This window comes from Sphingomonas sp. (assembly GCF_019746665.1).
In the GTDB taxonomy this organism is placed as follows: domain Bacteria; phylum Pseudomonadota; class Alphaproteobacteria; order Sphingomonadales; family Sphingomonadaceae; genus Sphingomonas.
This window is the reverse complement of sequence record NZ_JAIERS010000028.1, coordinates 14,738-36,499: the sequence shown is the minus strand read 5'-3', so window position 1 is coordinate 36,499 and position 21,762 is coordinate 14,738. Positions and strand designations below refer to the sequence as shown.

The window sequence follows — 21,762 nt, the reverse complement described above, 5'->3', positions numbered from 1 at the left end:
TGGCGCGCCCGGAACGATTCGAACGTCCGACCCTCAGATTCGTAGTCTGATGCTCTATCCAGCTGAGCTACGGGCGCGTGGGAAGGGCGCCTATAGGCGGCGAATCGCGGGGGTGCAAGCCCTTTGAACGCGGGCGCCCGGCGCGGCTTGCATCGCCTTCCCGTGGCGCCTAAGCCGCGCTCCATGGTGCGCGCGCTTCTCCTCCTGCTGCTGCTGGCCGGCTGCGCGGGACGGCGCGATTATCCCTCGCTGCTGCCGCGCACGATCGAGACGCGCAACGACGCCGAGCCGGTGCGCCCCGCCGCCATCGCCCAGCCCGATTCCGCGCTCGACGCGAAGATCGCCGAGGCGCGCGCGGCGCTGGAGCGTAGCGCCAAGAGCTTCACGCCCTATGCCGAACGCGCGACCGGGCTGGTTGCGCGCGCCAAGGAGGCACCGGCGGGCAGCGAAGCATGGCTCGACGCACAGGCCGCGCTCGCCGATCTCGACATACTGCGCGCCGAGAGTTCGGCCCGCACCAGCGATCTCGAACTGCTCACCATCGAGCGCGCGGCGGCGGTCGCCCCGCCCTACCCGGCGCTCGACGCGGCCTATGCCGAGGCGAAGGCGCAGCTGGAGGCCCAAGAGGCGCGGATCACCGCCCTCACCCAGCAACTGCCGACGAAATGAGCGGGCTAGAGCGATTTTCGATCCGATAAAATCGGATCGCCGCTCTAGGCGTTTGTTTATCCGCGATTTCCGAGCCGGCAGGTGATCCCACCTGCCTCGAAATCGCTCTAGGCCGGGCAAGCGATGCGATAAGTGAGATGACGCTTGAGCGGGCTGCCTTCGGGCACGTCCGGGTGATCGAAATCGCCGTCCGCCAGCCGTTCCATGCCGAGCCGCTCCATCAGCCCCCAGCTCGCGCTGTTGGCGGGCACGGTGATCGCATAGACATGCGGCCAGTCACGCGCGGCCCAAGCCCATTCGAGGCACGCCGCCGCCGCCTCGCGCGCATAGCCCTGACCCCAGGCGGCCCACGCCAGCCGCCAGCCGATCTCCGGTAGTCCCTCGATCGGCCAGCGCCCGGGCTTGATGCCGCAAAAGCCCAGAAACGCGCCATCGTCGCGGCGCTCGACCGCCCAGAAGCAGCAGCCATGTTCGGCCTGGCTCGCGATCATCCGGTCGACCGCCGCATCGCTTTCCGCGCGCGACTGCGGCGGGCCGAGGTAACGGCGCACGGCCTCGTCCTGGTTCATCGCGGCGAAGGGCGCGCGGTCGGCATCGCGCCAGGGGCGGACGATCAGGCGGTCGGTTTCGATCACGGCCGGTCGATCGCGTAAGTGACGGTTCGGCGCAAGCGGTCGCCGGGCTCGAACAGCGGATGGTCGAACTCCGCCCCTTCGACCCGACACAGCCCCAGTCGCTCCATCAACCGGCGGCTCTTCAGGTTCACCTACGCGGTGATCGCGATGACGCGCGGCTCACGCCGATGGATCCAAGCCCAGGCCAGGCTCGCCGCCGCCGCCTCGCGCGCATAGCCCTGCCCCCAATGGGCTTCGGCGAACATCCAGCCAATTTCCAGCTCACCGGGGAACGGCACATAATCGCCGGCCAGTTTCAGCCCGCAAAAGCCGATGACGCCTAGCGCGGCGCGGCGCTCGACCACCCAAAAGCCGACCCCATGATGCCGATAGCTTTCGTGGCGGGCGAGCGCGGCATCGCTCGCGGCGGCATCCTTCACCGGCCCCAGATCGGCCATCACCCGCGGATCGGCCCACATCGCCTGGAGCGCGGCGCGGTCACGCGGCTCGGGCCAGCGCAGCACGAGGCGGTCGGTCTCGATCATGGCCGCGCCATGCCGTGGACAAGGCACGCTTCGCCACTGCCCGGCCGAATGAAATCGAGCGCCGGGCGCCGGTCCATCCCCAGCGCCCGCATCACGCCGAGCGAGGCGTGGTTCGCCGCCGTCGTCCAGGCGAACACCGCACGCGCCGGCCGCTTGGCCCACAGCCAGGCGATGCTCGCCACCGCTGCCTCAAGCGCATAGCCGCGCCGCCAATAGGCCTCGCCGATCCGCCACCCGGCTTCATATTGGTCAGCCACCGGCGTGCCCGGATAATTGTCGGCGACGCGCACGCCGCAGCTTCCGACCAGCACCCCCTCGTGCCGGTCGATCACCGCCCAATAGCACAGCCCATGGCGCGCATAATCGTTCAGCCGGCGCGCGAAGATTTCGGCCATCGCCTCGGGTGGCTTCAATCCGCCGAGCCGCGCCATCATTGCCGGCGTGTTGAACAGCGCATCGAACGCGGCACGGTCATCGGGCCGCCAGGGGCGCAGCACCAGCCGCGCCGTCTCGATCATCCCAGCAGCCGGGCGGCGTGGAGCGCGTGATACGTCAGCACCCCCGAACAGCCCGCGCGCTTGAAGGCGAGCAAAGTCTCCAGCACCAGCGCGTCGCGCTCGGCGGCGCCGGCGGCCACCGCCGCCTCGATCATCGCATATTCGCCCGACACCTGGTACGCGAACACCGGCACCTCGAACGCCGCCTTCACGCGGCAGATGATGTCGAGATAGGGCAGGCCGGGCTTCACCATCACGCTATCGGCGCCCTCATCGAGATCGAGCGCGACTTCGCGCAGCGCCTCCTCGGCATTGGCGGGGTCCATCTGATAGGTTTTCTTGTCGCCCTTCAGCCGGCCCCGGCTCCCCACCGCGTCGCGGAACGGGCCGTAGAAGCCGCTCGCATATTTGGCGGCATAGGCCATGATCTGGACGTTGACATGCCCCTCCTCCTCCAGCGCCTCGCGGATCAGGCCGATGCGGCCGTCCATCATGTCGCTCGGGGCGATGATGTCGGCGCCCGCCGCCGCCTGGTTGAGCGCCTGCTGCACCAGCACATCGGCGGTCGCGTCGTTGCGGACATAGCCGGCGGCGTCGACCAGCCCATCATGCCCATGCGTCGTATAGGGATCGAGCGCGACATCGGTGAGCACGCCCATCTCGGGCACCGCGTCCTTCAGCGCACGGATCGCCTGGCACATCAGGTTATCGGGGTTGAGCGCTTCCTCACCCTCGTCGCTGCGCTTGTCGGCGGGAGTGTTGGGGAACAGCGCCACGCAGGGGATACCGAGCGCCGCGGCCTCCTTCGCGCGTGCGACGATGCCGGCGACCGGCCAGCGCGAGACACCGGGGAGGCTCGCGATCGGTTCCTCTTCCTGGCCCGCGGTGATGAACAGCGGCCAGATCAGGTCGGCGGGAGTGATGGTGGTCTCGGCATGAAGCCGGCGGCTCCAGGGCGCGACGCGCGTGCGGCGGAGGCGGAGAGCGGGATAGCGCATGGCGGGCGTTGTGCGCCGGGGCGCGGGCGGGCGCAAGCCTTCAGCCCGCCGTCGCCATCCGCATCGCCGGCGCCCGGCGCCACGGGCCATAGGCGTAGAACAGCCCGGCGAGCGTCACCGTCATCACCGAACCCACCGGGAAGCTCCACCACAAGGCGTCCACCCCCAGCATCGGCCGCAGCGCGAGCGCGAAGCCGAGGCGCACCGGGAACATCGCGACCAGCAGGATCAGGAGCGGCCCGAGCACCGCGCCGTTCGCGCGGACCACGCCGAAGAACACCATCGTCCCGCCGAACAGGATGAAGCCCCAGCTGGCGAGCAGCTGGATATGCCGCGCGATCGGCAGCGCCGGGCTGGCGTTCCCCAGGAACAGCGCCATCACTGCGCGATCGAAGACGAGCAGCACCAGCACCATCGCGCCGGTGATCGCCAAATTCTGCAGCAAACCAGCGCGGGCGATCGCGTTCACCCGGTCCCAGCGGTTCGCACCGATATTCTGCGCGGCCATCGCGCTCACCGCCGCGCCGATCGCCATCGCCGGCATCTGGATATAGGCCCAGAGCTGGAGCGTCACCCCGAACGCCGCGCTGGTATCGACCCCCTCGCGATTGACGAGCCCGAACATGGTGAGCCCCGCCACCGCGATCACGATCATCTGCGCGCCGATCGGCACGCCCTTCGCCACCAGCGCGCCGATCGCGGCCGGCCCGGGGCGCAGATAAGCAAGTTCAGCCCCGCGCAGGCGGATCGGCAGATCGCGCGCATAGATATAGGCGATCAGCGCGACCAGCGCGGTGCAGGTCGCGATCAGGCTTGCGATCGCGGAGCCGGCGATGCCCAGGCGCGGAATCGGGCCGGCGCCCAGGATCAGCAGCGGGTTGAGCGCCACATCGAGCAGCGAGGCCAGCGCCCCGAACCAGAGTGGCGTGATCGCGTCGCCGGTGCCGCGCAGCGCCATCGTGATGAGCACCGACAGCATCGAGGGCGGCAGCGCGAGGAAGATGATCCGGAGATAAGTGAGCGCGAGCGGCATCGCCTCGCCCGGCGTCTCCAGCAGCCGCAGGATGGCGGGCGCGGCGAACCACCCGGCGATGCCGACCACCACCGAGGTCCAGAAGATCAGCCCCACCGCCGATCCGAAGGCGCGCCGCGCGCCGTCGAGATCGCGCCGGCCCATGCTCTGGCCGATGAAGATCGTCGCCGCCATGCCGAAGCCGAAGACGGCGGCGAACAACAGGAACATGATGTTGTTGGCGTTGCTCGTTGCCGCGAGCGCGCTTTCGCCGAGGAAACGCCCCACCCAGATCGCGTTGATCGAGCCGTTCAGCGATTGCAGGATGTTCGCGCCCAGCGTCGGCAGCGCGAACAGCGCGAGCGTGCGCGCGATCGGGCCTTGCGTAAGATCACGATTGGCGGGTCGGCTGGCCATGGCGCTCCTTGTCAGCTTTTGAGCCAGCGCGCCATCACCTGCACGTCTTCGGTCGCGTAGCCGGCGGCGGCGTAGAAGCCCCCGACCGGATTGTCGCCCCGGATCATCAGCATCGCCTTGGGGCAGCCGCGCGCGGCGAGCCAGCTTTCCGCGGCGCGCAGCACCGTCCGGCCATGCCCCTGCCCGCGCGCATCGGCCGCGACGGCGAGGTAATAGAGCCAGCCGCGATGCCCGTCATCACCGACCATCACCGTCGCGATCAGGGCGCCATCGTGCTTCAGCCCCAGGATGGTCGAGGCCGGGCCGGCGAGCGCGCGGGCGAAATCCCGCGCGGGATCGTTCCACGGTCGGGTGAGCCCCGCTTCGTGCCACAGCGCGATCGCGGCATCGGCGTCGGCGGCGGAGAGCGGGGCGAGACCCCCCGCGCCGCCCGCGCCGTCATTCATAGACGGTTACTTCAACCCGCATCCCGTCCGGGTCCTTGAAGAAGGTGGCGATGCTGTCGCCGAAATGCTGCTTGTCCGCGACCGGATGGCCCGCCGCCGCCATCGCCCCGCGCACCGCGTCGAGCGCGGCCTCGTCGGGCGCGGTGAAGCCGAGATGGTTGAGGCCGGGCGCGTAGCGCTGATAGCCGGGCGTATCGGCATTGGCCTGCTTCAGGTCGATCGCGAAGCCGTCATCGCTCAGCCACACATGCTCGCGCGTCTTGGTAAAGCCGATCGCGCCGAGCATCGTCGTGTACCAAGGCAGGCTCGCCTCGAGCGAGCGGACGAGGATGACGGCGTGATCGAGTTTCATGGCCTATCCCAGGCGCGCTAGCGCGGCGGCGAGGCGTTCGGCCTCCGCCGCTTTTTCAGCGTGATCGGCGCGGGCCTTGTCCACCGCTTCGGGCTTGGCGCGCTCGACGAAGCTGGGGTTGTTGAGCCGGCCCGCGAGCGCGTCGCGCTCCTTCTCGGCGGCGGCGATCGCTTTGCCGAGGCGCGCGCGTTCGGCGGCGAGGTCGATGATGCCCTTTAGGGGCATAAAGTACGTCACCCCGTCTACGACGACCTGCGCGACCTCGGAAAGCTCCGCACCTTGCCGATGCTCCACATCGGCGATCCGAGCCATACGACGGAACGACGCAGAATTACGATTGATCCGGTTCTGCGTTTCAGCGTCGATATCGTCGTGGATCAGTCGCACCGGTGCTCCCGGCGGCACGTTAAGTTCGGCTCGAACCGCTCGCACTTGACTAACCAACCGGATGACCCAATCCACTTCCCGCGCGGCCGCCTCATCAACGTCGACATCTGCCGGCCTAGGCCAGGCAGCGACGATCAGATTTTGCTCCCGCTTGGCAAGTTTTGACCACAGCTCTTCCGTGATGAAGGGCATGAAGGGGTGGAGCAATACTAGGATCTGGTCGAGGACCCATCCGGCGACCGCTCGGGTTTCATCCACGCGATTATTAGGCACCGCGCCAGGCGGCAATTGCGGTTCCTCGATCAAGATTGGCTTGATCAGTTCCAGATACCAGTCGCAGAAGCGGTCCCACACGAAGTGGTAGATCGCGTTCGCCGCGCCATCGAAACGGTAATCGGCGAGCGCGGCGTCGATCGCGCGCACCGTCGCCACCGTCTCGCCGATGATCCACTGGTTCACCGCCAGCGTCGCCGGTGGCGGCGCCACCCCCGCGCTGCCGCCGATCCCGTTCGCCTGGGCGAAGCGCGCCGCGTTCCACAGCTTGGTCGCGAAGTTGCGATAGCCCTCGATCCGGCGCTCATCCATCTTGATGTCGCGCCCCTGGCTTTCCATCGCCGCCATGAAGAAGCGCAGGGCGTCGGCGCCATATTTGTCGATCAGCCCGAGCGGATCGACGGTATTGCCCTTGGACTTGGACATTTTCTGCCCGTCCGCCGCGCGCACCAGCCCGTGGAGATAGAGCGTGCGGAACGGCACATCGCCCATGAAGTGGATGCCCTGCATCATCATCCGCGCATCCCAGAAGAACAGGATGTCGAAGCCGGAGACGAGCACGTCATTGGGGTAACGGCCGTTCAAGTTGCTGCCTCTCCCGCCCGCCGGACCGGAGCGGGGGGCCGGCATTCTGAGCCCCTCCCCTTCAGGGGAGGGGTTGGGGTGGGGGCGCGCTGAAGAGGCGTCCGGCGTGATGCCCGCCCCCACCCCCGTCCCCTCCCCTGAAGGGGAGGGGTGAGGCTCGCCCGGCCACCCCAAGGTGGCGAACGGCCAGAGCGCGGAGGAGAACCAGGTGTCGAGGACATCTTCGTCCTGGGTAAGCACCACCCCGTCGCCGGCCAGCGCCTGTGCCGCCGCTTCGTTTTCCGCGACAAACACTCGCCCGTCGTCGGCGAACCACGCCGGAATGCGATGCCCCCACCACAGCTGCCGGCTCACGCACCACGGCTGGATATTCTCCATCCAGTTGAAGAAGGTCTTCTCCCAGCTCTTGGGCACGATCTTGATCGCGCCCGAGCGCACCGCCTCGATCGCGGGCTTCGCCAAGGTCGCCGCGTCGACATACCATTGGTCGGTCAGCATCGGTTCGATCACCACGCCCGAGCGATCGCCGAACGGCTGCATGATCGTTTTGTCTTCGACGCGGATCATCAGGCCGTCGGCGTCGATATCGGCGACCACGCGCTTGCGCGCTTCATAACGGTCGAGCCCGCGATACGCCTCCGGCACCAGATTGAGCGCGTCGATCTCCGCCGGCGTGGCCGGCGCGCCACCCGCAATTTCCTTCGCCCGCGCGGCGGCGACGGCATAGGGCGCACCGTCGGTCCGCATCACCGCCACCTCGTCCATCAGGCGATACATAGGGATGCCGTTGCGCTGGGCGACACCATAGTCGTTCGCGTCATGCGCCCCGGTGATCTTCACCGCGCCCGAGCCGAAATTGGGATCGGGATAATCGTCGGTGATGATCGGAATCAGTCGGCGATGCGCCTTCGGTCCAACCGGGATTTCACAATATTTGCCGACGATGGGGCGATAGCGCTCATCGCTGGGATGCACCGCGACCGCGCCATCCCCCAACATCGTTTCAGGACGCGTTGTCGCGATCGAGATGTAATCGCGCTCTTCCTCGAAAGTTATGTTGCCGTCCGCATCGCGTTCGACGTAGCGATAGGTCTCGCCGTCCGCGAGCGGATATTTGAAATGCCACATATGGCCGCGCACTTCGCGCGATTCGACTTCCAAATCGCTGATCGCGGTCTTGAGCTCGGGATCCCAGTTCACCAGCCGCTTGTCGCGATAGAGCAGGCCCTGGTTATACAGATCGACGAACACCTTCAGCACCGCCTTGCTGAAGCCCTCGTCCATCGTGAAACGCTCGTTCGCCCAGTCCATCGAGCAGCCAAGCCGGCGGAGCTGGCGGGTGATCGCGCCGCCGCTCTCGGCCTTCCATTGCCACACTTTCTCGACAAACTGTTCGCGGCTGTAATTGGTGCGCTTGTCCTGCCGCTCGGCGAGCTGGCGCTCGACCACCATCTGGGTCGCGATGCCGGCGTGATCGGTGCCGACCACCCACAGCGCGTCCTTGCCCTGCAGCCGCGCGTGGCGGACAAGAATGTCCTGAAGCGTGTTATCGAGCGCGTGGCCGATATGGAGGCTGCCGGTGACGTTGGGCGGCGGGTTGACGATCGTCCAGGGCTCGGCACCGGGGCGCTCGGGGCGGAACAGGCCGCTCCGCTCCCAATGGGCGTACCAGCGGGCTTCGATGTCGGCGGGGTCGAACGTCTTGGGAAGGTCGGTCATCCCGCCCGTCTAGCCGCGCTTGGGGCGCGCCGCCAAGGGTGCCCGAACGTCTGATTATCGCCCGCCCTGCTCCTCCCCTGTAAGGGGAGGTGGCGCGCGAAGCGCGTCGGAGGGGTGTCCCCGATTGATCGAGGGCAATACCCCTCCACCATTCGCTGGCGCGAACGGTCCCCCTCCCCTTGCAGGGGAGGAGCTATACAGGTCCACTCTTGATCCGCTGCAAACCGCTAGGTCCGCGCGCCCGGCCGATCGAGCAGCGCCCTGATCCGCACATGCAGATCGTGCCGGCGATAGGGCTTACGCAGCAGCTCGAAACTGCGGCCGCCATCGTCGAGCGCCTCGTCCGAATAGCCGGTGGTCAAGAGGATTGGCAGCTTGGGAAAATCGCGACGAATTTGGTGCGCGAGCATCACTCCGTTCATCCCGCCCGGCATCAAGATGTCGCTGAACACCAGCGCGAAATCCTGGTCGTGCGCCAATATGTCGAGCGCGGCGCGGGCATTGGCGGCATGGACCACGCTATACCCCAGATCCTCGAGCAACGCCTGGCCGAGCTGCGCGACCTCGGCCTGGTCCTCCACCATCAGCACCCGCTCCGCCGCCCGCGCCCGCCGCGCCGCCTGGGCATGGCCGTTGCGATCGGGAATGCCTGTCGCGCGGGGAAAATAGAGCGTGAAGCAGGCGCCGCCCTCGCTCTGGTTATGAACCTTGGCCAGCCCATTCGACTGGCGCATGAAGCCATAGACCATCGCCAGCCCCAGCCCGGTGCCCTTGCCGATCCCCTTGGTCGAGAAGAACGGGTCGAACACCTTGTCGATCGCCTCGGGCGCGACCCCGGGGCCGGTATCGGCGATCTCGACGACGATGTATTCGCCAGGCTCCAGATTGGCGGTACGCGCGTCCAGCCGCTCGATCACCTCGTTGCGGGTGGTGATCGTCACCGTGCCCCGCCCCTCGGTCGCGTCGCGCGCATTGGTGAGGATGTTGAGCAAGGCGAGCTCGGCCTGCACCGGATCGACCCGGCAATTCCACAGCTCATCGGCGAGCTGGGTCCGCAGCCGCAAGCCCTCCCCCAAATTGCGCTCGATCACCGGACGGAAATCATTGACCAAGGTGTTGAAGTTCAACAGCCGGTCGCGCAGCTCCTGCTTGCGCGCGAAGGCGAGCAATTGCTGGGTAAGCGTCGCCCCGCGATTGGCGGCGCTGGTGATCGCCTCCAGCGCGCGCTGCGCCGGCCGGTCGGCGGCATCGACGCGCCCCTCCAGCATATCAGCATAACCGATGATCACTTGCAGCAAGTTATTGAAATCATGCGCGATGCCGCCGGTCAACTGGCCGACGGCTTCCATCTTCTGGGCTTGGTGCAAGGCTTCCTCGGCTTCCCGGCGGCGCGAAATGTCAAGCTGGCTGGCAAAGAAATACAGCAGTTCGCCGCGCTCGTCGTAAATCGGCGAGACGAACAAGGCGTTCCAGAAGGTCGAGCCATTCTTGCGATAATTGAGCAGCTCGACCGACACTTCCTCGCGCTGCTCGATCGCGCGGCGCACCTGGGCGACGACTTCGCGGTCGGTTTCCGGCCCTTGCAGGAAGCGGCAGTTGAGCCCGACAATCTCGGACTCGTCATAGCCGCTCATATAGGTGAACGCCTCGTTGCAGAAGATGATCGGATTGTCCGGCTGGTGCGGATCGGTCACGATCATCGGCATCCGCGTCGTGCTGACGGCGGCGAAGAAAATATCGGCCGGCGCATGATGCGGCGGCCGATGATCTTCGATCGGCGGAGAGGGATGAAGTGGCGCGGAAAGCGAATCGCCACCGTCATGATCATTTTGCATCGGCGATGCAAACGCGCGGCGGTGGCGCCAAGTTCCCGTTATCGTTGGTGAAATGACCGAACGACGAGAAAGTTCAGCGGGTCGCGGTGATCCGTTCGATCTCGCGCGCGACCATCGCCTCGACGATTTCGGGCAGATGCGCGTCGAGCCATTCGCGCAGCATCGGTCGGAGCAATTCGCGCACCAAGCCTTCGAGCGTGCCGTCGCTGTCCGGCTCGGGCTTCACCATCAGCCGTGCCAGATTGTCGAGCGCGCCGCGCGTCGCGGCGGCGGTTTGCGGCGAGGCGATCGGCGTCGGCGCGGGGGCGGCGGTGGTGGCGGCGCGCGGCGCCGGGCGCGAGGTGATCGGCATCGGCGCAATGTCCTCGACCTCGGGCGCTTCGGCAAGCGCCTCGTTGAGTTCGAGCACCTCGTCCCGCACCGGTGCTTTGGCGGCGGGCGCGCGCTTGCGCGGGGCATCCCCCTCTTCGGAAATGATCCGCTTGATCGAGGAAAGAATGTCCTCCATCGACGGTTCCGCGCTCAAATCCGCCATGCGCATGCCTCGCACAATCGATCGCCCCTAATCGATCCCTATTGAGGCTTCGTTCCTGACGTATTGCCCGACCCCGAGTCAATTGGGTTCATGAACGCGGGATCTAGGGGTTTTACGACGTCGCTGGTCTGTGCCGGGGTATTGGCGGTGCTGGTCGCGACAGGCTTGGGGCTCGGCAGCCCCTCGCCCCAATCCAGGAAGCGGTTGCGGACCTTGCGATAATGGATTTCGGGATCGTAGAGCGGGCCACCCTCCAACCCCAGATCCTTGGCCTCGGCATGGCCCATCGCCGCGAGCACCGCGAAGCCGGCGACATAGGCATCGCGCTGCGCGGTGACGAGCGTGACTTGCGAGTTGAGCAGTTCCTGCTCGGCGTTCAGCACCTCGATCACCGTGCGGTTGCCCACGCTGTTCTCGGCGCGCACGCCTTCGAGCGAGAGCTTGTTCGCCTCCTGCGCGGCGCGGGCCGATTCGATCACCTCGAGCGAGGAGCGATAGACGGCATAGGCCGAGCGCGCCTGCTGCACCACGGCGCGCTCGCTCTCGGTCAGCTGCTCCTGCGCGACGCCCTGGCGCGCCTGTGCTTGGCGGATACGCGCGGCGGGCTGGCCGCCCTGATAGATCGGGATGTTGATGCCGACGCCGGCCTGCACGTTGAACCCGGCATTGGGGATTTGCGGCGAACCGATCGAACCGAAATAGTTGAAATAGCCCGATTGGTTGAAAAGCGACACGGTTGGCAGCCGCCCGGCGCGGGCGACGCGGACATCATATTTGCTGGCGTCCACCGTCTTGCGCGCGGCGAGCAAGGCCGGATTGTCGCTGAGCGCCACCGACACCGCCTGGTCAGGTCCGGCGGGCAGGCCCGGCAGCGGCGGCGGCGGTTCGAGATCGCCCGCCGGATGGCCGACGATCTGGACATAGGTTTCGCGGCTCGAAATCAGCCGCGCCTCGGCCTGCTGCAGCTGGCTGCGCGCGAGCGCCAGCCGCGCCTCGGACTGGGCGACATCGGTGCGCGTCAAGTCGCCCACCTGGAAACGATCGCGCGACGCCTGGAGGTTTACCTCCAGCACCCTGACATTCTGCTGGTTGAGCTGGACGATCGCCGAATCGCGGATCACGTCCATATAGGCGGCGACCGCGTTGGTGAACACGTTCGCCTCGGTATTGCGCAGTGTCGCGCGGCCCGCGAGCACGCGCTCCTCGGCCGCCTTGACGCCGTTCTTCACGCTACCGCCACTATAGACCGGGTAGTTGACCTGCCCCTGCGACTGAAAAACGCGCGTGGGCACGACGAAGCTGTTGTTCGACTGGATCAGCAACTCGGCGTAATTGCTCTGCAACTGGACGTTGGGCAGTGCGTTGGAGCGTTGAATGGGCACGTTCTCGTCGAGCGCGCGGACATTGGCGCGTTGCGCCTCAATCGTCGGATTGGTGCGATAGGCGGCGGCGAGCGCCTCGCGCAGCGACTCGGCGGCTGCCGGCGCGGCCAGCCCCGGCACGAGCGCGACCGCCAGCAGCAGTTTCACTTTCCCCCGCATCTCAATCCCTTCTCACCTGTGCGCCAGTTCTTTAACCACAGGAGTTAATCAAAAGCTGAACGCCGGCGGCGGCGCGAAGCCTGGCAGATGCGCGGCTTCGATGTCGGCGAAATCGGCAAGCCCGAAGCCGCCGGCGGTGCGCCGCCCAACGCTGAGGCGCGACACACCGCGATCGATCACGCCCGCGACGAGCCGACCGTCGATCTCCAGCTGCTCGATCAGCGCCGCCGGCACCTGCTCGATCGCGCCATCGACGAAAATCAGATCATAGGGCGCCCCCGCCGCATGGCCCCCGGCGAGCGGCCCTTCGACCACCGCCACCCCGGTATCCGTCAGCGCAGCGCGCGCAAGGGCGGCGAGCGTCGGCGAGACTTCGAGCGCCGTCACGCGCGCCGCGAGCTTGGCGAGCAGCGCCGCCGCGTAGCCGCCCGCCGCGCCCACCACCAGCACACGGTCGGACAGCTTCACCCGCGCCTCGGTGAGCAGGCGGCCGGTAGCGATCGGCGCGTTGGCCACCCGCCCCTCGCCCAGCGGCAGCAGCGCATCGGTATAGGCGACCGCCGCGAGCGCGCCCGGCAGGAAACGCTCGCGCGGCAGGGCGGCCATGACATCGACCACCGCGGCGTCGTTCACCGCGTTGGGACGCAACTGGCTCGCCACCATCGCCTGGCGCATCGAGGCGGAACGGGCAGAGTCAAGCATCATGTCCATGGGTCTCCCTTCGCACAACTGTCTTACACACGCAATACAGCAATTATTCTGAGCGCGCTTCTACCGATTGCGCCGGGGCGCGCCAAGCGCCGTCCGACGCCGCCGCCTGTTGACACGCCGCCGCCGCCGCCGCATGGAGCCGCGCTCCGGCCCGATGGCGGAGTGGTGACGCAGAGGACTGCAAATCCTTGTACGCCGGTTCGATTCCGGCTCGGGCCTCCAATTCGTTAAAGACACACCTCGTCGGCCGACTAGGCCGGAGCGGCTGTGCGCTCGCACCTTCTTTTCCGCGCGAGTCGGGCCAGCGATTCGCGGCGGGCCTTTCCTTTGCCCCGCGCGGCGTTACGGTCTGGCGCCATGATCCGCGCCCTCCCGCTCGCCCTGCTCCTCGCCGCCCCCGCCGCCGCGCAAAGCGGCGATAGCGAGCAGCAGCGCTGGGCGATGGCGGCAACCGCGAGCAGCATCATCCGCGACGATTGGGGCATCGCGCACATCCACGGCCGCAGCGACGCCGACGCGGTGTTCGCGATGATCTATGCCCAGGCCGAGGATGATTTCCCGCGGATCGAGCGCAATTATCTCGTCGCGCTCGGGCGCCTCGCCGAGGCGGAGGGCGAAGGCGCGCTGTGGCAGGATCTGCGCCAGCGCCTGTTCCTCGACGAAGCCGAGCTGCGCCGCGCCTATGCCGACAGCCCCGCCTGGCTGCAGCGGCTGATGATGGCCTGGGCCGATGGCCTGAATTGCTACCTCGCGCGCCACCCGGACGTGCGCCCGCGCGTGATCCGCCATTTCGAGCCGTGGATGGCGCTGGCGTTCAGCGAGGGGAGCATCGGCGGCGATATCGAGCGCGTGCCGCTCGACGCGCTGCGCGCCTTCTACACCGGCGAGCAGATCGCCTTCGTCCCCCCGCCGCTGGCCGAGCCCAAGGGGTCGAACGGCATCGCCATCGCCCCGCGCCTGACCAAGGACGGCCAGGCGCTGCTGCTGATCAACCCGCATACCAGCTTCTATTTCCGCGCCGAGCAGCAGGTGACGAGCGACGCCGGGCTCAACGCCTATGGCGCGGCGACCTGGGGGCAGTTCTTCATCTACCAGGGCTTCAACGAACGCATGGGGTGGATGCACACCTCCAGCGGGGTCGATAATGTCGATCTGTTCGCCGAGACGATCGTGCGCGAGCGCGGGCAGATCAGCTATCGCTATGGCGCCGAGCGACGCCCGGTGCGGACGCGGGCGATCACGCTAAAGGTGAAGACGCCCGCCGGCCTCGTCGAGCGGCGCTTCACGGGGTACTTCACTCATCACGGCCCCGTGGTCGCGCGCGAGGGCGGCAAGTGGATCGCCGCCGCGCTGATGAACCGGCCGATCGCCGCGCTCGAGCAGAGCTTCCTGCGCACCAAGGCGAGCGACCTCGCCGACTTCATCCGCATCGCCGAGCGCCGCGCGAACAGCAGCAACAACACCGTGATCGCGACCGCCAAGGGCGAGATCGCACTGCTCGTGCCGCAATTCATGCCCCGGCGCGACAATCGCTTCGATTATCGCGGGGTGGTCGATGGCAGCGATCCCGCGACCGACTGGCACGGGCTGCACGCGCTCGGCGAACTGCCGCAGCTGGTCGACCCGGCGAGCGGCTGGGTGGTCAACACCAACAACGCCCCCTGGACCGGCGCCGGCGCGGGCAGCCTGAACGCGGGCGCCTATCCGCGCTATTTCGATCTGGCGGGCGAGAATGCGCGCGCGGTCCATGCGCTGTCGCTGCTCGGCGACAAGCGCGACTGGACGATCGAGGCATTGCGCGCGGCCGCGTTCGACAGCGCGCTGCCCGCCTTCGATCGCCTGCTGCCGCCGCTGATCACCGCCTGGCGCGCGCTGCCCGCGGACGACCCGCGCCGGGCCGCGCTCGCCGAGCCGATCGCCCTGCTCGAAGGCTGGGACCGGCGCTGGGGCGTCACCTCGACCGCGACCACGCTCGCGGTGCATTGGGGCGAGGCGCTGGCGACGGCGGTGCCCGCCGACAGTGACATCAAGAGCTTCAGCCTCACCCATCTCGATCGGCTGGCGGCGGCGCCCGGGGCGACGCAGCTCGCCGCGCTTGAGACCGCCATCGCCAAACTAAAGGCGGCGCATGGCGACTGGCGGGTGCCCTGGGGCACGATCAACCGCTTCCAGCGCCCCGGCGCGACCGGTGGCTTCGACCCGAAGGCGCCGAGCCTGCCGGTCGGCTTCACCTCCGCGATCTGGGGATCGCTCGCGAGCTTCGGCACGGTGAGCCCGGCGGGAAGCGCGCAGCGTTTCGGCGTGCTCGGCAACAGCTTCGTCGCGGTGGTGCAGTTCGGCCCGCGCCCCCGCGCGGTGGCGGTGACGGCGGGCGGCGAAAGCGGCGATCCGGCCTCGCCGCACTTTAACGATCAGGCCGCGCGCTACACCGCCGGCGCGCTGCGCCCGGTCTATTTCGACGAGAGCGACCTGGTCGGCCATATCGCCCGCCGCTACCATCCGGGGCGCTGAAAGCTTACCGCCGCGCGGCTTCGTGCCAGGGTGGGACAGGCCAAAAGCGGGGGGTCAAAGCACCGCGTTTATGCGCTAATTGGGCGCGCGTGAGCGGGATTTTGGCAAGAGGCGCGCGGATGCGCTGGGCGGGTGGTGCCGCGCTCTGCCTTGCCGCGTGCCTTGGCTATTCGGGGCAGGCCGCGATTCGCGCGATCATGGATCACCTGCCCGCGCAAGCACGCGCGGCGCCCAAGGGCTATGAGGCGCAGGATCATTTCCCCGGCGCCGCGCTGCTTTATGTCACGGCCGAGCCTTCCCCGGGCATTCCCACGCCCGTCCCGGGCATCGCCGCGCCCGCGCCAGGCGCGACCGGGACCGCGCCGCTCCCTGCCATCCCCGCTTATGCAGCCGCGTTGCCGGTCGATACCAGCATCCGCCCCGCCCAGCCGTTCAGCATGGCGCGCGCGAGCGGACTCGATTACGGCCGCGCGCTCGATTGCCTGACGAGCGCGATTTACTACGAGGCCGCGAGCGAGCCCGATGCCGGCCAGCGGGCGGTGGCGCAGGTGGTGCTCAACCGGGTCCGCCACCCCGCTTTCCCCAACACCGTGTGCGGCGTGGTCTATCAGGGGTCCGAGCGCGCGGGCTGCCAGTTCAGCTTCGCCTGTGATGGCGCGATGGCGCGCGCGCCCTCGCGCACCGGCTGGGCGCGCGCGCTGCGCACCGCCGCCGCGATGCTCGGCGGGCTGACCGAGCCGAGCGTGGGCGAGGCGACGCATTACCATACCTTCGCCGTCACCCCCGCGTGGAACCGGCAGATGGTGATGACGGCGGCGATCGGCGCGCACTTCTTCCACCGCTGGCAGGGTTTCTGGGGCACCCCCGCCGCCTTCACCCAGCCCTATCGCGGCGGCGAGCCGGTGCCCGGCCCGCACGCGCGGCTCACCCTGGCGAGCGCGACCCCGACGACGCTGCCCGCCCCGACGACTGCCGCCACCCTGGCGCCGGTCACCGCGCCGAGCCAGATCCAGCCGGCCTATGCCGACAGCGGCACCCCGCTCGCCGCCGCGCCGTCGCTGCCCGAGAGCCAGATCCTCGACAAATGGAAGGACAGCGGCAAACCGCTGAAATAGGGCGCGCTCTTAGCGGCGCCCCGCGCCTTTGCTTCCGACAAGCCTACCCCCTTGCCCCATCGCCTTCCCCGGCGAAGGCCGGGGCCCGGTTGCGGGGACGTCCGACGCTGGCACGCAGCCGTCCACCGGCGCGATGCTGGCCCCCGGCCTTCGCCGGGGTAGAGGGCTCCAAGGTGCTCGGTGGTTTCCTGGTGGGGTTAGCCCGCTCAGTAACTCCGCCCGACCAGCACCCGCTCGACCGCCGGCGCGCCGGTGAAGATGCAGTCGCCCGCCGCCGGCGCGGCATCCAGCGGCACGTTGCGCAGCGTGAGCTTCAGGCTCTTGAGCTTTTCGACCACCGCGTCGAGCGCGGCGCCGGTCGGCTTCGCCCAAGTCACTTCCAGCCAGCCGGGCTTCGCGACGCTCTCGGCGAAATAGGCTTCGAGTTCGGGAAGGCGCGTCACGTCGCGGCGGATATTGCCGTCGAACCGCGCCTTGGCCTCGGCGAACAAAGTCGCCTGCACCTCGCCGAGCAGCGCCGCCGCTTCCGCGACGAACGCGTCCCGTGCCACCACCGCGCTGTCGAGCTTGCCGTCTTCGCGATAGAGCCGGTCGCGGCGGATCACGCTGACATTGCCGCCCGCGACATCACGCCCGCCGACCTCGATCACGATCGGCGCGCCCTTCTTCACCCAGCCCCAGCGCTTGGTCGCGGCCTTGGCGGGCTTGAGATCGAGCAGGCAGCGCACCGGCTCGCCGAACGCCGAAAGCGCGGCGAGCTCGGCCTGGAGCGCCTTGCAATAGGCCACGATCTCCGCATCCTCGGGCGCGTCGCGCAGCATCGGCACGATCACCACCTGCCACGGCGCGAGGCGGGGTGGCACGCGCAGGCCGTCATCATCGCCATGCACCATGATGATCCCGCCGATCATCCGGGTCGACATGCCCCAGCTCGTCGTCTGCGCGAATTCGAACGCGCCTTCCTTGTTCTGGAAGCGGATATTTTGCGCGGCCGAGAAATTGGTGCCGAGGAAATGGCTGGTGCCGGCCTGCAGCGCCTTCCCGTCCTGCATCATCGCCTCGATCGAATAGGTGGCGACGGCGCCGGGGAAGCGCTCATTCTCGGGCTTTTCGCCGGCGATCACGGGCAGCGCGGCGCACTCCTCGGCGAAGCTGCGATACACCTCCAGCATCTTCAGCGTTTCCTCGCGCGCCTCCTCGGGGGTCGCGTGCGCGGTATGGCCTTCCTGCCACAGGAATTCGGCGGTGCGCAGGAACATGCGGGTGCGCATCTCCCAGCGCACGACATTGGCCCATTGGTTGATCAGGATCGGCAGATCGCGCCAGCTCTGCACCCAGCGGGCGAAGGCGGTGCCGATCACGGTTTCGGAGGTGGGGCGCACGACCAGCGGCTCCTCCAGCTTCGCCTCGGGATCGGGCATCAGCCCGCCCTTGCCATCGGCGATCAGGCGGTGGTGGGTGACGACCGCCATCTCCTTGGCGAAGCCTTCGACATGCTCGGCCTCGCGCTCGAAGTTGCCCAGCGGAATGAACAGCGGGAAATAGCAATTCTCGTGCCCCGTCGCCTTGATGCGATCGTCGAGCAGCCGCTGCAGCCGCTCCCAGATGCCATAGCCCCAGGGGCGGATCACCATGCAGCCGCGCACCCCCGATTCCTCGGCGAGATCGGCCTCGGCGATCACGGTTTGATACCACTGGGCGAAATCACCGTCGCGGGTGACGGGAAGGGCGTGCTTGATCATCGCCGCTGTTTGGCGGGGCCGGTGCGGAAGCTCAAGCCCTGTTACGCGGGGGGAACTGGCGGAGTGGATGGGCGCACTGGCGCGTTCCCGAAGCCGACCACCGGCCATCCCAGGCGACACCATCACCCCGGCCACCGAGCCGGGGAACCACTGCCTTGGCGCCGCTCGAAGAAAAGCGAGACCCCGGCTCTAGGCCGGGGTGACGGCGCTGCTTGAGGGTGGAGCCTCAGGAAGCGGCGAGGCAGCGAAACGAAAACCCCCGGCGGCGCGGCGCCACCGGGGGGTCTCGATCGGGATCAGCAGCGGCTCAGCCGCCGAAGGTACGCTGCCACCAGCCGCGACGCGGCTGCGGCGGCGTGCCGCCATCGTCATTGGCACCGGCGGCGGCGCCTTCCGGCTCCGCCTCGGCCTCGCTGGCGACGGCGGGCGCCTCGGCCACCGCGATATCGGCGGCGACCGGCTCGGGCGCGGTCTCGACGCCGGCGTCGGCCTTCTTGCGGCGCGGGCGCTTGGGCTTGGCCGGCGCTTCGCTCGCCGCGACGGGCTCGGGCACGGGCGCGGCTTCGGGCGCGGCTTCCGCCTCGGCATCGACCTTCTTGCGGCGCGTCCGCTTGGGTTTCGCCTCGGCGGGCGTTTCCTCGGCCACCTCGACCGGCGCTTCAACCGCCTCGGGTGCCTCGGGCGCCGCCTTCCTGCGACGAGTGCGCTTGGGCTTTGGCGCGTCCCCGGCGGCGACGTCGTCCGTCAATGCGGGCGCGACCGGCGCGGCATCGGCGGTGGCCGGCGCCGGTGCGGAGCGCTGCTCGGACGTGTCGCCATCGGCATCGGCATCGCTCTCGGCATCGAGCGCGTCGGCGGTGCCGGCCTGCTCATTCGACGGGCCTTCGCCACCGCCCCGGCCGCGACGGCGACGATTGCGCCGGCGCCGCGCCCGGCGGCCGCCGTCATCACCCTGCTCGGCGCCCGCCTGCACGGTCGCGGGCTCGGCGTCCTCGTCGGCCTCGGCGCCGGCATCCTCGGCGTCGCCTTCGTCGGCGCCGCTCTCGTCGCTGGCGCCGGCTTCACCCTCGTCGCCCCGGCGACCGCGCCGGCCGCGCCGGCGGCGGCGCTTGCGGCGGCTGCCGTCGCGATCACCGCGTTCGGCGTCGCGCGCCTCGCGCGGCTCGCGCTCGATCGCTTCTTCCTCTTCGTCCTCGTCCTCGAACGCCTCGATCTCGGGCTCGTCGTCATCGGCCTCGATCAGCATCGGCTCCAGGCGCGGCGCGTGGACCGGCGGCGGCCCGGACGCCTCGACCGACATGCGCGCGCCCTCGCGCTCGCCATCGGGGGCGACCTCGATCGTCACGCCATAGCGTTCCTCGATCTCGGCGAGTTCGGCGCGCTTGCGGTTGAGCAGGTAGAAGGCGGCTTCCTGGCTGGCGCGCAGCAGCAACTGCGATCCGCGCCCGCGCGCCGCTTCATCCTCCAGCAACCGCAGCGCCGAGAGCCCCGCCGACGAGGCGGTGCGCACGAGGCCCGTGCCCTCGCAATGCGGGCACTGGCGGGTGGAGGCTTCGAGCACGCCGGTGCGCAGCCGCTGGCGGCTCATCTCCATGAGGCCAAAGGACGAGATGCGGCCGACCTGGATGCGGGCGCGATCGTTCTTCAGCGCCTCCTTCATCGCCTTTTCGACTTTTCGCACGTTGGACGAATTGTCCATGTCGATGAAGTCGATCACCACCAGCCCGGCCATGTCGCGCAGGCGTAGCTGGCGGGCGATTTCCTCGGCGGCCTCCAGGTTGGTCTGGGTCGCGGTCTGCTCGATGTTATGCTCGCGCGTGGCGCGGCCGGAGTTGATGTCGATCGAGACCAGCGCCTCGGTGGGGTTGATCACCAGATAGCCGCCCGATTTCAGCTGGACGACCGGGTGATACATCGCCGCCAGCTGATCCTCGACATGGTGGCGCTGGAACAGCGGCACCGGATCGGCATAATGCTTCACCCGCCGCGCGTGGCTGGGCATCAGCAGCTTCATGAAATCCTTGGCGTGGCGGAAGCCCTCGCCGCCCTCCACGATCACCTCGTCGATCTCGCGGTTGTAGATGTCGCGGATCGCGCGCTTGATCAGGTCGCTGTCGCCATAGACCAGCGCGGGCGCCGAGGAGGACAGCGTCTTCTCGCGAATCTCGTCCCACAGCCGGGCGAGATAATCGAAGTCGCGCTTGATCTCGGTCTTGGTGCGCTGGAGCCCGGCGGTGCGGACGATGCAGCCCATCGACGGCGGCAGCTTCAGGTCCGACATGATCGACTTCAGCCGCTTGCGATCGGCGGCGTTCGAAATCTTGCGGCTGATCCCGCCGCCATGCGCGGTGTTGGGCATCAGCACGCAGTAGCGCCCGGCGAGCGACAAATAGGTGGTCAGCGCCGCGCCCTTGTTGCCGCGCTCTTCCTTCACCACCTGCACCAGCAGGATCTGGCGGCGGCGGATCACGTCCTGAATCTTGTAGCGGCGGCGCAGGTTCATGCGGCGCTGGCGCAGCGCCTCCACCGCGTCGTCGGAGCCGCCATTGCCGCGCTTGCGCGGGCGACGGCCGCCCTCTTCCTCGCCGGTTTCGTCGTCGCGGTGATCGTCGTCGCCGCCATCCTCGGCCTCGTCGGCGTCGAGATCATCGTCGTCGCTGTCGCGCAGGGCCGCTTCCTCGGCGGCGTGCTCGGCCTCCTCGCGCAGCAGCGCGTCGCGATCTTCCTTGGGGATCTGATAGTAATCGGGGTGGATTTCGCTGAACGCCAGGAAGCCGTGGCGGTTGCCGCCATAATCGACGAACGCCGCCTGCAGCGAGGGTTCGACGCGGGTTACCTTGGCGAGGTAGATATTGCCCTTGAGCTGCTTGCGCTCGGCCGATTCGAAATCAAATTCCTCGATCCGGGTTCCCTTGACGACGGCAACGCGGGTTTCTTCCCGGTGCCGAGCGTCGATCAGCATCTTGGTGGTCATCAATGTTTCTCCGAGCGCGCCGGCCGACAGGCGGCCACGGCGCACGATTGTGATGCAGCCGGCGCGGACCCGTGACAGGCTCACCGCGGACCGGCGCAAAGGGGATGGGACGAACTGGCGCTCGCTCGGCCGCAAGGCGCATCCGCGCCGGACCCGCGCCACAAGCGCCGCCGGCAAGCGCCGGGCGGTCGGTGGTGCGGGAAAAGGCCTTCATGCGAGCATCAACCTGGTATTGCCCGCGCCGATGCGCCGTTGAGGACGGCGCGCGCGAGGATGACGGGTGC

19 protein-coding genes and 2 tRNA genes are annotated in these 21,762 nt (G+C 68.5%); 5 read left to right on the top strand and 16 right to left on the bottom strand.

Annotated features, from left to right (window positions below; all coding sequences use genetic code 11):
- Positions 1-77: transfer RNA gene (locus K2X73_RS15325), tRNA-Arg, on the bottom strand.
- Positions 78-183: 106 nt separating this feature from the next.
- Here K2X73_RS15325 and K2X73_RS15320 point away from each other — a divergent pair.
- On the top strand, positions 184-669 hold the full coding sequence (locus K2X73_RS15320; RefSeq protein ID WP_294112227.1) for a hypothetical protein: 486 nt from the start codon (positions 184-186) through the stop codon (positions 667-669).
- A 107-nt stretch (positions 670-776) separates the two neighbouring features.
- Here the strand turns inward: K2X73_RS15320 and K2X73_RS15315 are convergent, their stop codons facing one another.
- The 13 genes from K2X73_RS15315 to K2X73_RS15255 all read right to left on the bottom strand — a co-directional run bounded on the left by K2X73_RS15315 (position 777) and on the right by K2X73_RS15255 (position 13,136).
- Positions 777-1,304 carry a GNAT family N-acetyltransferase gene (locus K2X73_RS15315; protein ID WP_294112225.1) on the bottom strand — a complete coding sequence of 176 codons (528 nt, stop codon included), beginning with the start codon at positions 1,302-1,304 and terminating at the stop codon, positions 777-779.
- A complete protein-coding gene (locus K2X73_RS15310; RefSeq protein ID WP_294112223.1) occupies positions 1,301-1,435 on the bottom strand; it encodes a hypothetical protein in 135 nt (44 codons plus the stop codon). The genes K2X73_RS15315 and K2X73_RS15310 overlap by 4 nt, the downstream gene beginning before the upstream one ends.
- Positions 1,436-1,828: a GNAT family N-acetyltransferase gene (locus K2X73_RS15305; RefSeq protein ID WP_294112221.1), complete on the bottom strand. Its 393-nt coding sequence runs from the start codon at positions 1,826-1,828 to the stop codon at positions 1,436-1,438. It abuts the gene before it with no gap.
- Complete coding sequence (locus tag K2X73_RS15300) at positions 1,825-2,346, bottom strand: GNAT family N-acetyltransferase (RefSeq protein WP_294112220.1); 522 nt, start codon at positions 2,344-2,346, stop codon at positions 1,825-1,827. Before K2X73_RS15300 ends, K2X73_RS15305 begins: the two co-directional genes overlap by 4 nt.
- Positions 2,343-3,323, bottom strand: coding sequence for a porphobilinogen synthase (gene hemB, locus K2X73_RS15295; RefSeq protein ID WP_294112218.1), 981 nt, complete (start codon positions 3,321-3,323; stop codon positions 2,343-2,345). Before hemB ends, K2X73_RS15300 begins: the two co-directional genes overlap by 4 nt.
- A 40-nt stretch (positions 3,324-3,363) precedes the next feature.
- Entirely contained in the window at positions 3,364-4,752 is a 1,389-nt protein-coding gene (locus K2X73_RS15290; RefSeq protein ID WP_294112217.1) for an MATE family efflux transporter, read from the bottom strand.
- A gap of 11 nt (positions 4,753-4,763) precedes the next feature.
- Complete coding sequence (locus K2X73_RS15285; RefSeq protein ID WP_294112216.1) at positions 4,764-5,198, bottom strand: GNAT family acetyltransferase; 435 nt, start codon at positions 5,196-5,198, stop codon at positions 4,764-4,766.
- A complete protein-coding gene (locus tag K2X73_RS15280) occupies positions 5,191-5,550 on the bottom strand; it encodes a VOC family protein (RefSeq protein WP_294112214.1) in 360 nt (119 codons plus the stop codon). The genes K2X73_RS15285 and K2X73_RS15280 overlap by 8 nt, the downstream gene beginning before the upstream one ends.
- Positions 5,551-5,553: 3 nt before the next feature.
- On the bottom strand, positions 5,554-8,514 hold the full coding sequence (locus K2X73_RS15275) for a valine--tRNA ligase (protein ID WP_294112211.1): 2,961 nt from the start codon (positions 8,512-8,514) through the stop codon (positions 5,554-5,556).
- A 227-nt stretch (positions 8,515-8,741) separates the two neighbouring features.
- Positions 8,742-10,349: a histidine kinase famiy protein gene (locus tag K2X73_RS15270; RefSeq protein ID WP_294112209.1), complete on the bottom strand. Its 1,608-nt coding sequence runs from the start codon at positions 10,347-10,349 to the stop codon at positions 8,742-8,744.
- Between the two features lie 73 nt (positions 10,350-10,422).
- Positions 10,423-10,884, bottom strand: coding sequence for a DUF2497 domain-containing protein (locus K2X73_RS15265; RefSeq protein ID WP_294112208.1), 462 nt, complete (start codon positions 10,882-10,884; stop codon positions 10,423-10,425).
- A gap of 38 nt (positions 10,885-10,922) precedes the next feature.
- Positions 10,923-12,425, bottom strand: a complete 1,503-nt coding sequence (locus K2X73_RS15260; protein WP_294112206.1) for a TolC family outer membrane protein — start codon at positions 12,423-12,425, stop codon at positions 10,923-10,925.
- Between the two features lie 48 nt (positions 12,426-12,473).
- Entirely contained in the window at positions 12,474-13,136 is a 663-nt protein-coding gene (locus K2X73_RS15255) for a methyltransferase domain-containing protein (protein WP_294112204.1), read from the bottom strand.
- A gap of 148 nt (positions 13,137-13,284) precedes the next feature.
- Here K2X73_RS15255 and K2X73_RS15250 point away from each other — a divergent pair.
- From K2X73_RS15250 to K2X73_RS15240, 3 genes are all read left to right on the top strand, one after another.
- A tRNA-Cys gene (locus K2X73_RS15250) sits at positions 13,285-13,358 on the top strand.
- A gap of 135 nt (positions 13,359-13,493) precedes the next feature.
- Positions 13,494-15,647, top strand: a complete 2,154-nt coding sequence (locus K2X73_RS15245) for a penicillin acylase family protein (protein ID WP_294112202.1) — start codon at positions 13,494-13,496, stop codon at positions 15,645-15,647.
- A 197-nt stretch (positions 15,648-15,844) separates the two neighbouring features.
- Positions 15,845-16,762 carry a cell wall hydrolase gene (locus tag K2X73_RS15240; protein WP_294112233.1) on the top strand — a complete coding sequence of 306 codons (918 nt, stop codon included), beginning with the start codon at positions 15,845-15,847 and terminating at the stop codon, positions 16,760-16,762.
- A 206-nt stretch (positions 16,763-16,968) separates the two neighbouring features.
- Here K2X73_RS15240 and K2X73_RS15235 read toward each other — a convergent pair whose 3' ends face one another.
- On the bottom strand, positions 16,969-18,504 hold the full coding sequence (locus K2X73_RS15235; RefSeq protein WP_294112200.1) for an aminoacyl--tRNA ligase-related protein: 1,536 nt from the start codon (positions 18,502-18,504) through the stop codon (positions 16,969-16,971).
- Positions 18,505-18,811: 307 nt separating this feature from the next.
- A complete protein-coding gene (locus K2X73_RS15230) occupies positions 18,812-21,478 on the bottom strand; it encodes a ribonuclease E/G (RefSeq protein ID WP_294112198.1) in 2,667 nt (888 codons plus the stop codon).
- Between K2X73_RS15230 and K2X73_RS15225 the strand changes: the two genes are divergently transcribed.
- Positions 21,471-21,734, top strand: coding sequence for a hypothetical protein (locus K2X73_RS15225; RefSeq protein ID WP_294112196.1), 264 nt, complete (start codon positions 21,471-21,473; stop codon positions 21,732-21,734). The two genes, K2X73_RS15230 and K2X73_RS15225, sit on opposite strands and share 8 nt — an antisense overlap.
- Positions 21,735-21,762: the final 28 nt, after the last annotated feature.

Coding starts and splice junctions, on each gene's coding strand:
- K2X73_RS15320 (WP_294112227.1), top strand. CDS start 184: ATGGTGCGCGCGCTTCTCCTCCTGCTGCTGCTGGCCGGCTGCGCGGGA.
- K2X73_RS15255 (WP_294112204.1), bottom strand. CDS start 13,136: ATGGACATGATGCTTGACTCTGCCCGTTCCGCCTCGATGCGCCAGGCG.
- K2X73_RS15285 (WP_294112216.1), bottom strand. CDS start 5,198: ATGAATGACGGCGCGGGCGGCGCGGGGGGTCTCGCCCCGCTCTCCGCC.
- K2X73_RS15265 (WP_294112208.1), bottom strand. CDS start 10,884: ATGGCGGATTTGAGCGCGGAACCGTCGATGGAGGACATTCTTTCCTCG.
- K2X73_RS15245 (WP_294112202.1), top strand. CDS start 13,494: ATGATCCGCGCCCTCCCGCTCGCCCTGCTCCTCGCCGCCCCCGCCGCC.
- K2X73_RS15305 (WP_294112221.1), bottom strand. CDS start 1,828: ATGATCGAGACCGACCGCCTCGTGCTGCGCTGGCCCGAGCCGCGTGAC.
- K2X73_RS15270 (WP_294112209.1), bottom strand. CDS start 10,349: ATGCAAAATGATCATGACGGTGGCGATTCGCTTTCCGCGCCACTTCAT.
- K2X73_RS15230 (WP_294112198.1), bottom strand. CDS start 21,478: ATGACCACCAAGATGCTGATCGACGCTCGGCACCGGGAAGAAACCCGC.
- K2X73_RS15290 (WP_294112217.1), bottom strand. CDS start 4,752: ATGGCCAGCCGACCCGCCAATCGTGATCTTACGCAAGGCCCGATCGCG.
- K2X73_RS15280 (WP_294112214.1), bottom strand. CDS start 5,550: ATGAAACTCGATCACGCCGTCATCCTCGTCCGCTCGCTCGAGGCGAGC.
- hemB (WP_294112218.1), bottom strand. CDS start 3,323: ATGCGCTATCCCGCTCTCCGCCTCCGCCGCACGCGCGTCGCGCCCTGG.
- K2X73_RS15235 (WP_294112200.1), bottom strand. CDS start 18,504: ATGATCAAGCACGCCCTTCCCGTCACCCGCGACGGTGATTTCGCCCAG.
- K2X73_RS15275 (WP_294112211.1), bottom strand. CDS start 8,514: ATGACCGACCTTCCCAAGACGTTCGACCCCGCCGACATCGAAGCCCGC.
- K2X73_RS15300 (WP_294112220.1), bottom strand. CDS start 2,346: ATGATCGAGACGGCGCGGCTGGTGCTGCGCCCCTGGCGGCCCGATGAC.
- K2X73_RS15240 (WP_294112233.1), top strand. CDS start 15,845: ATGGATCACCTGCCCGCGCAAGCACGCGCGGCGCCCAAGGGCTATGAG.
- K2X73_RS15260 (WP_294112206.1), bottom strand. CDS start 12,425: ATGCGGGGGAAAGTGAAACTGCTGCTGGCGGTCGCGCTCGTGCCGGGG.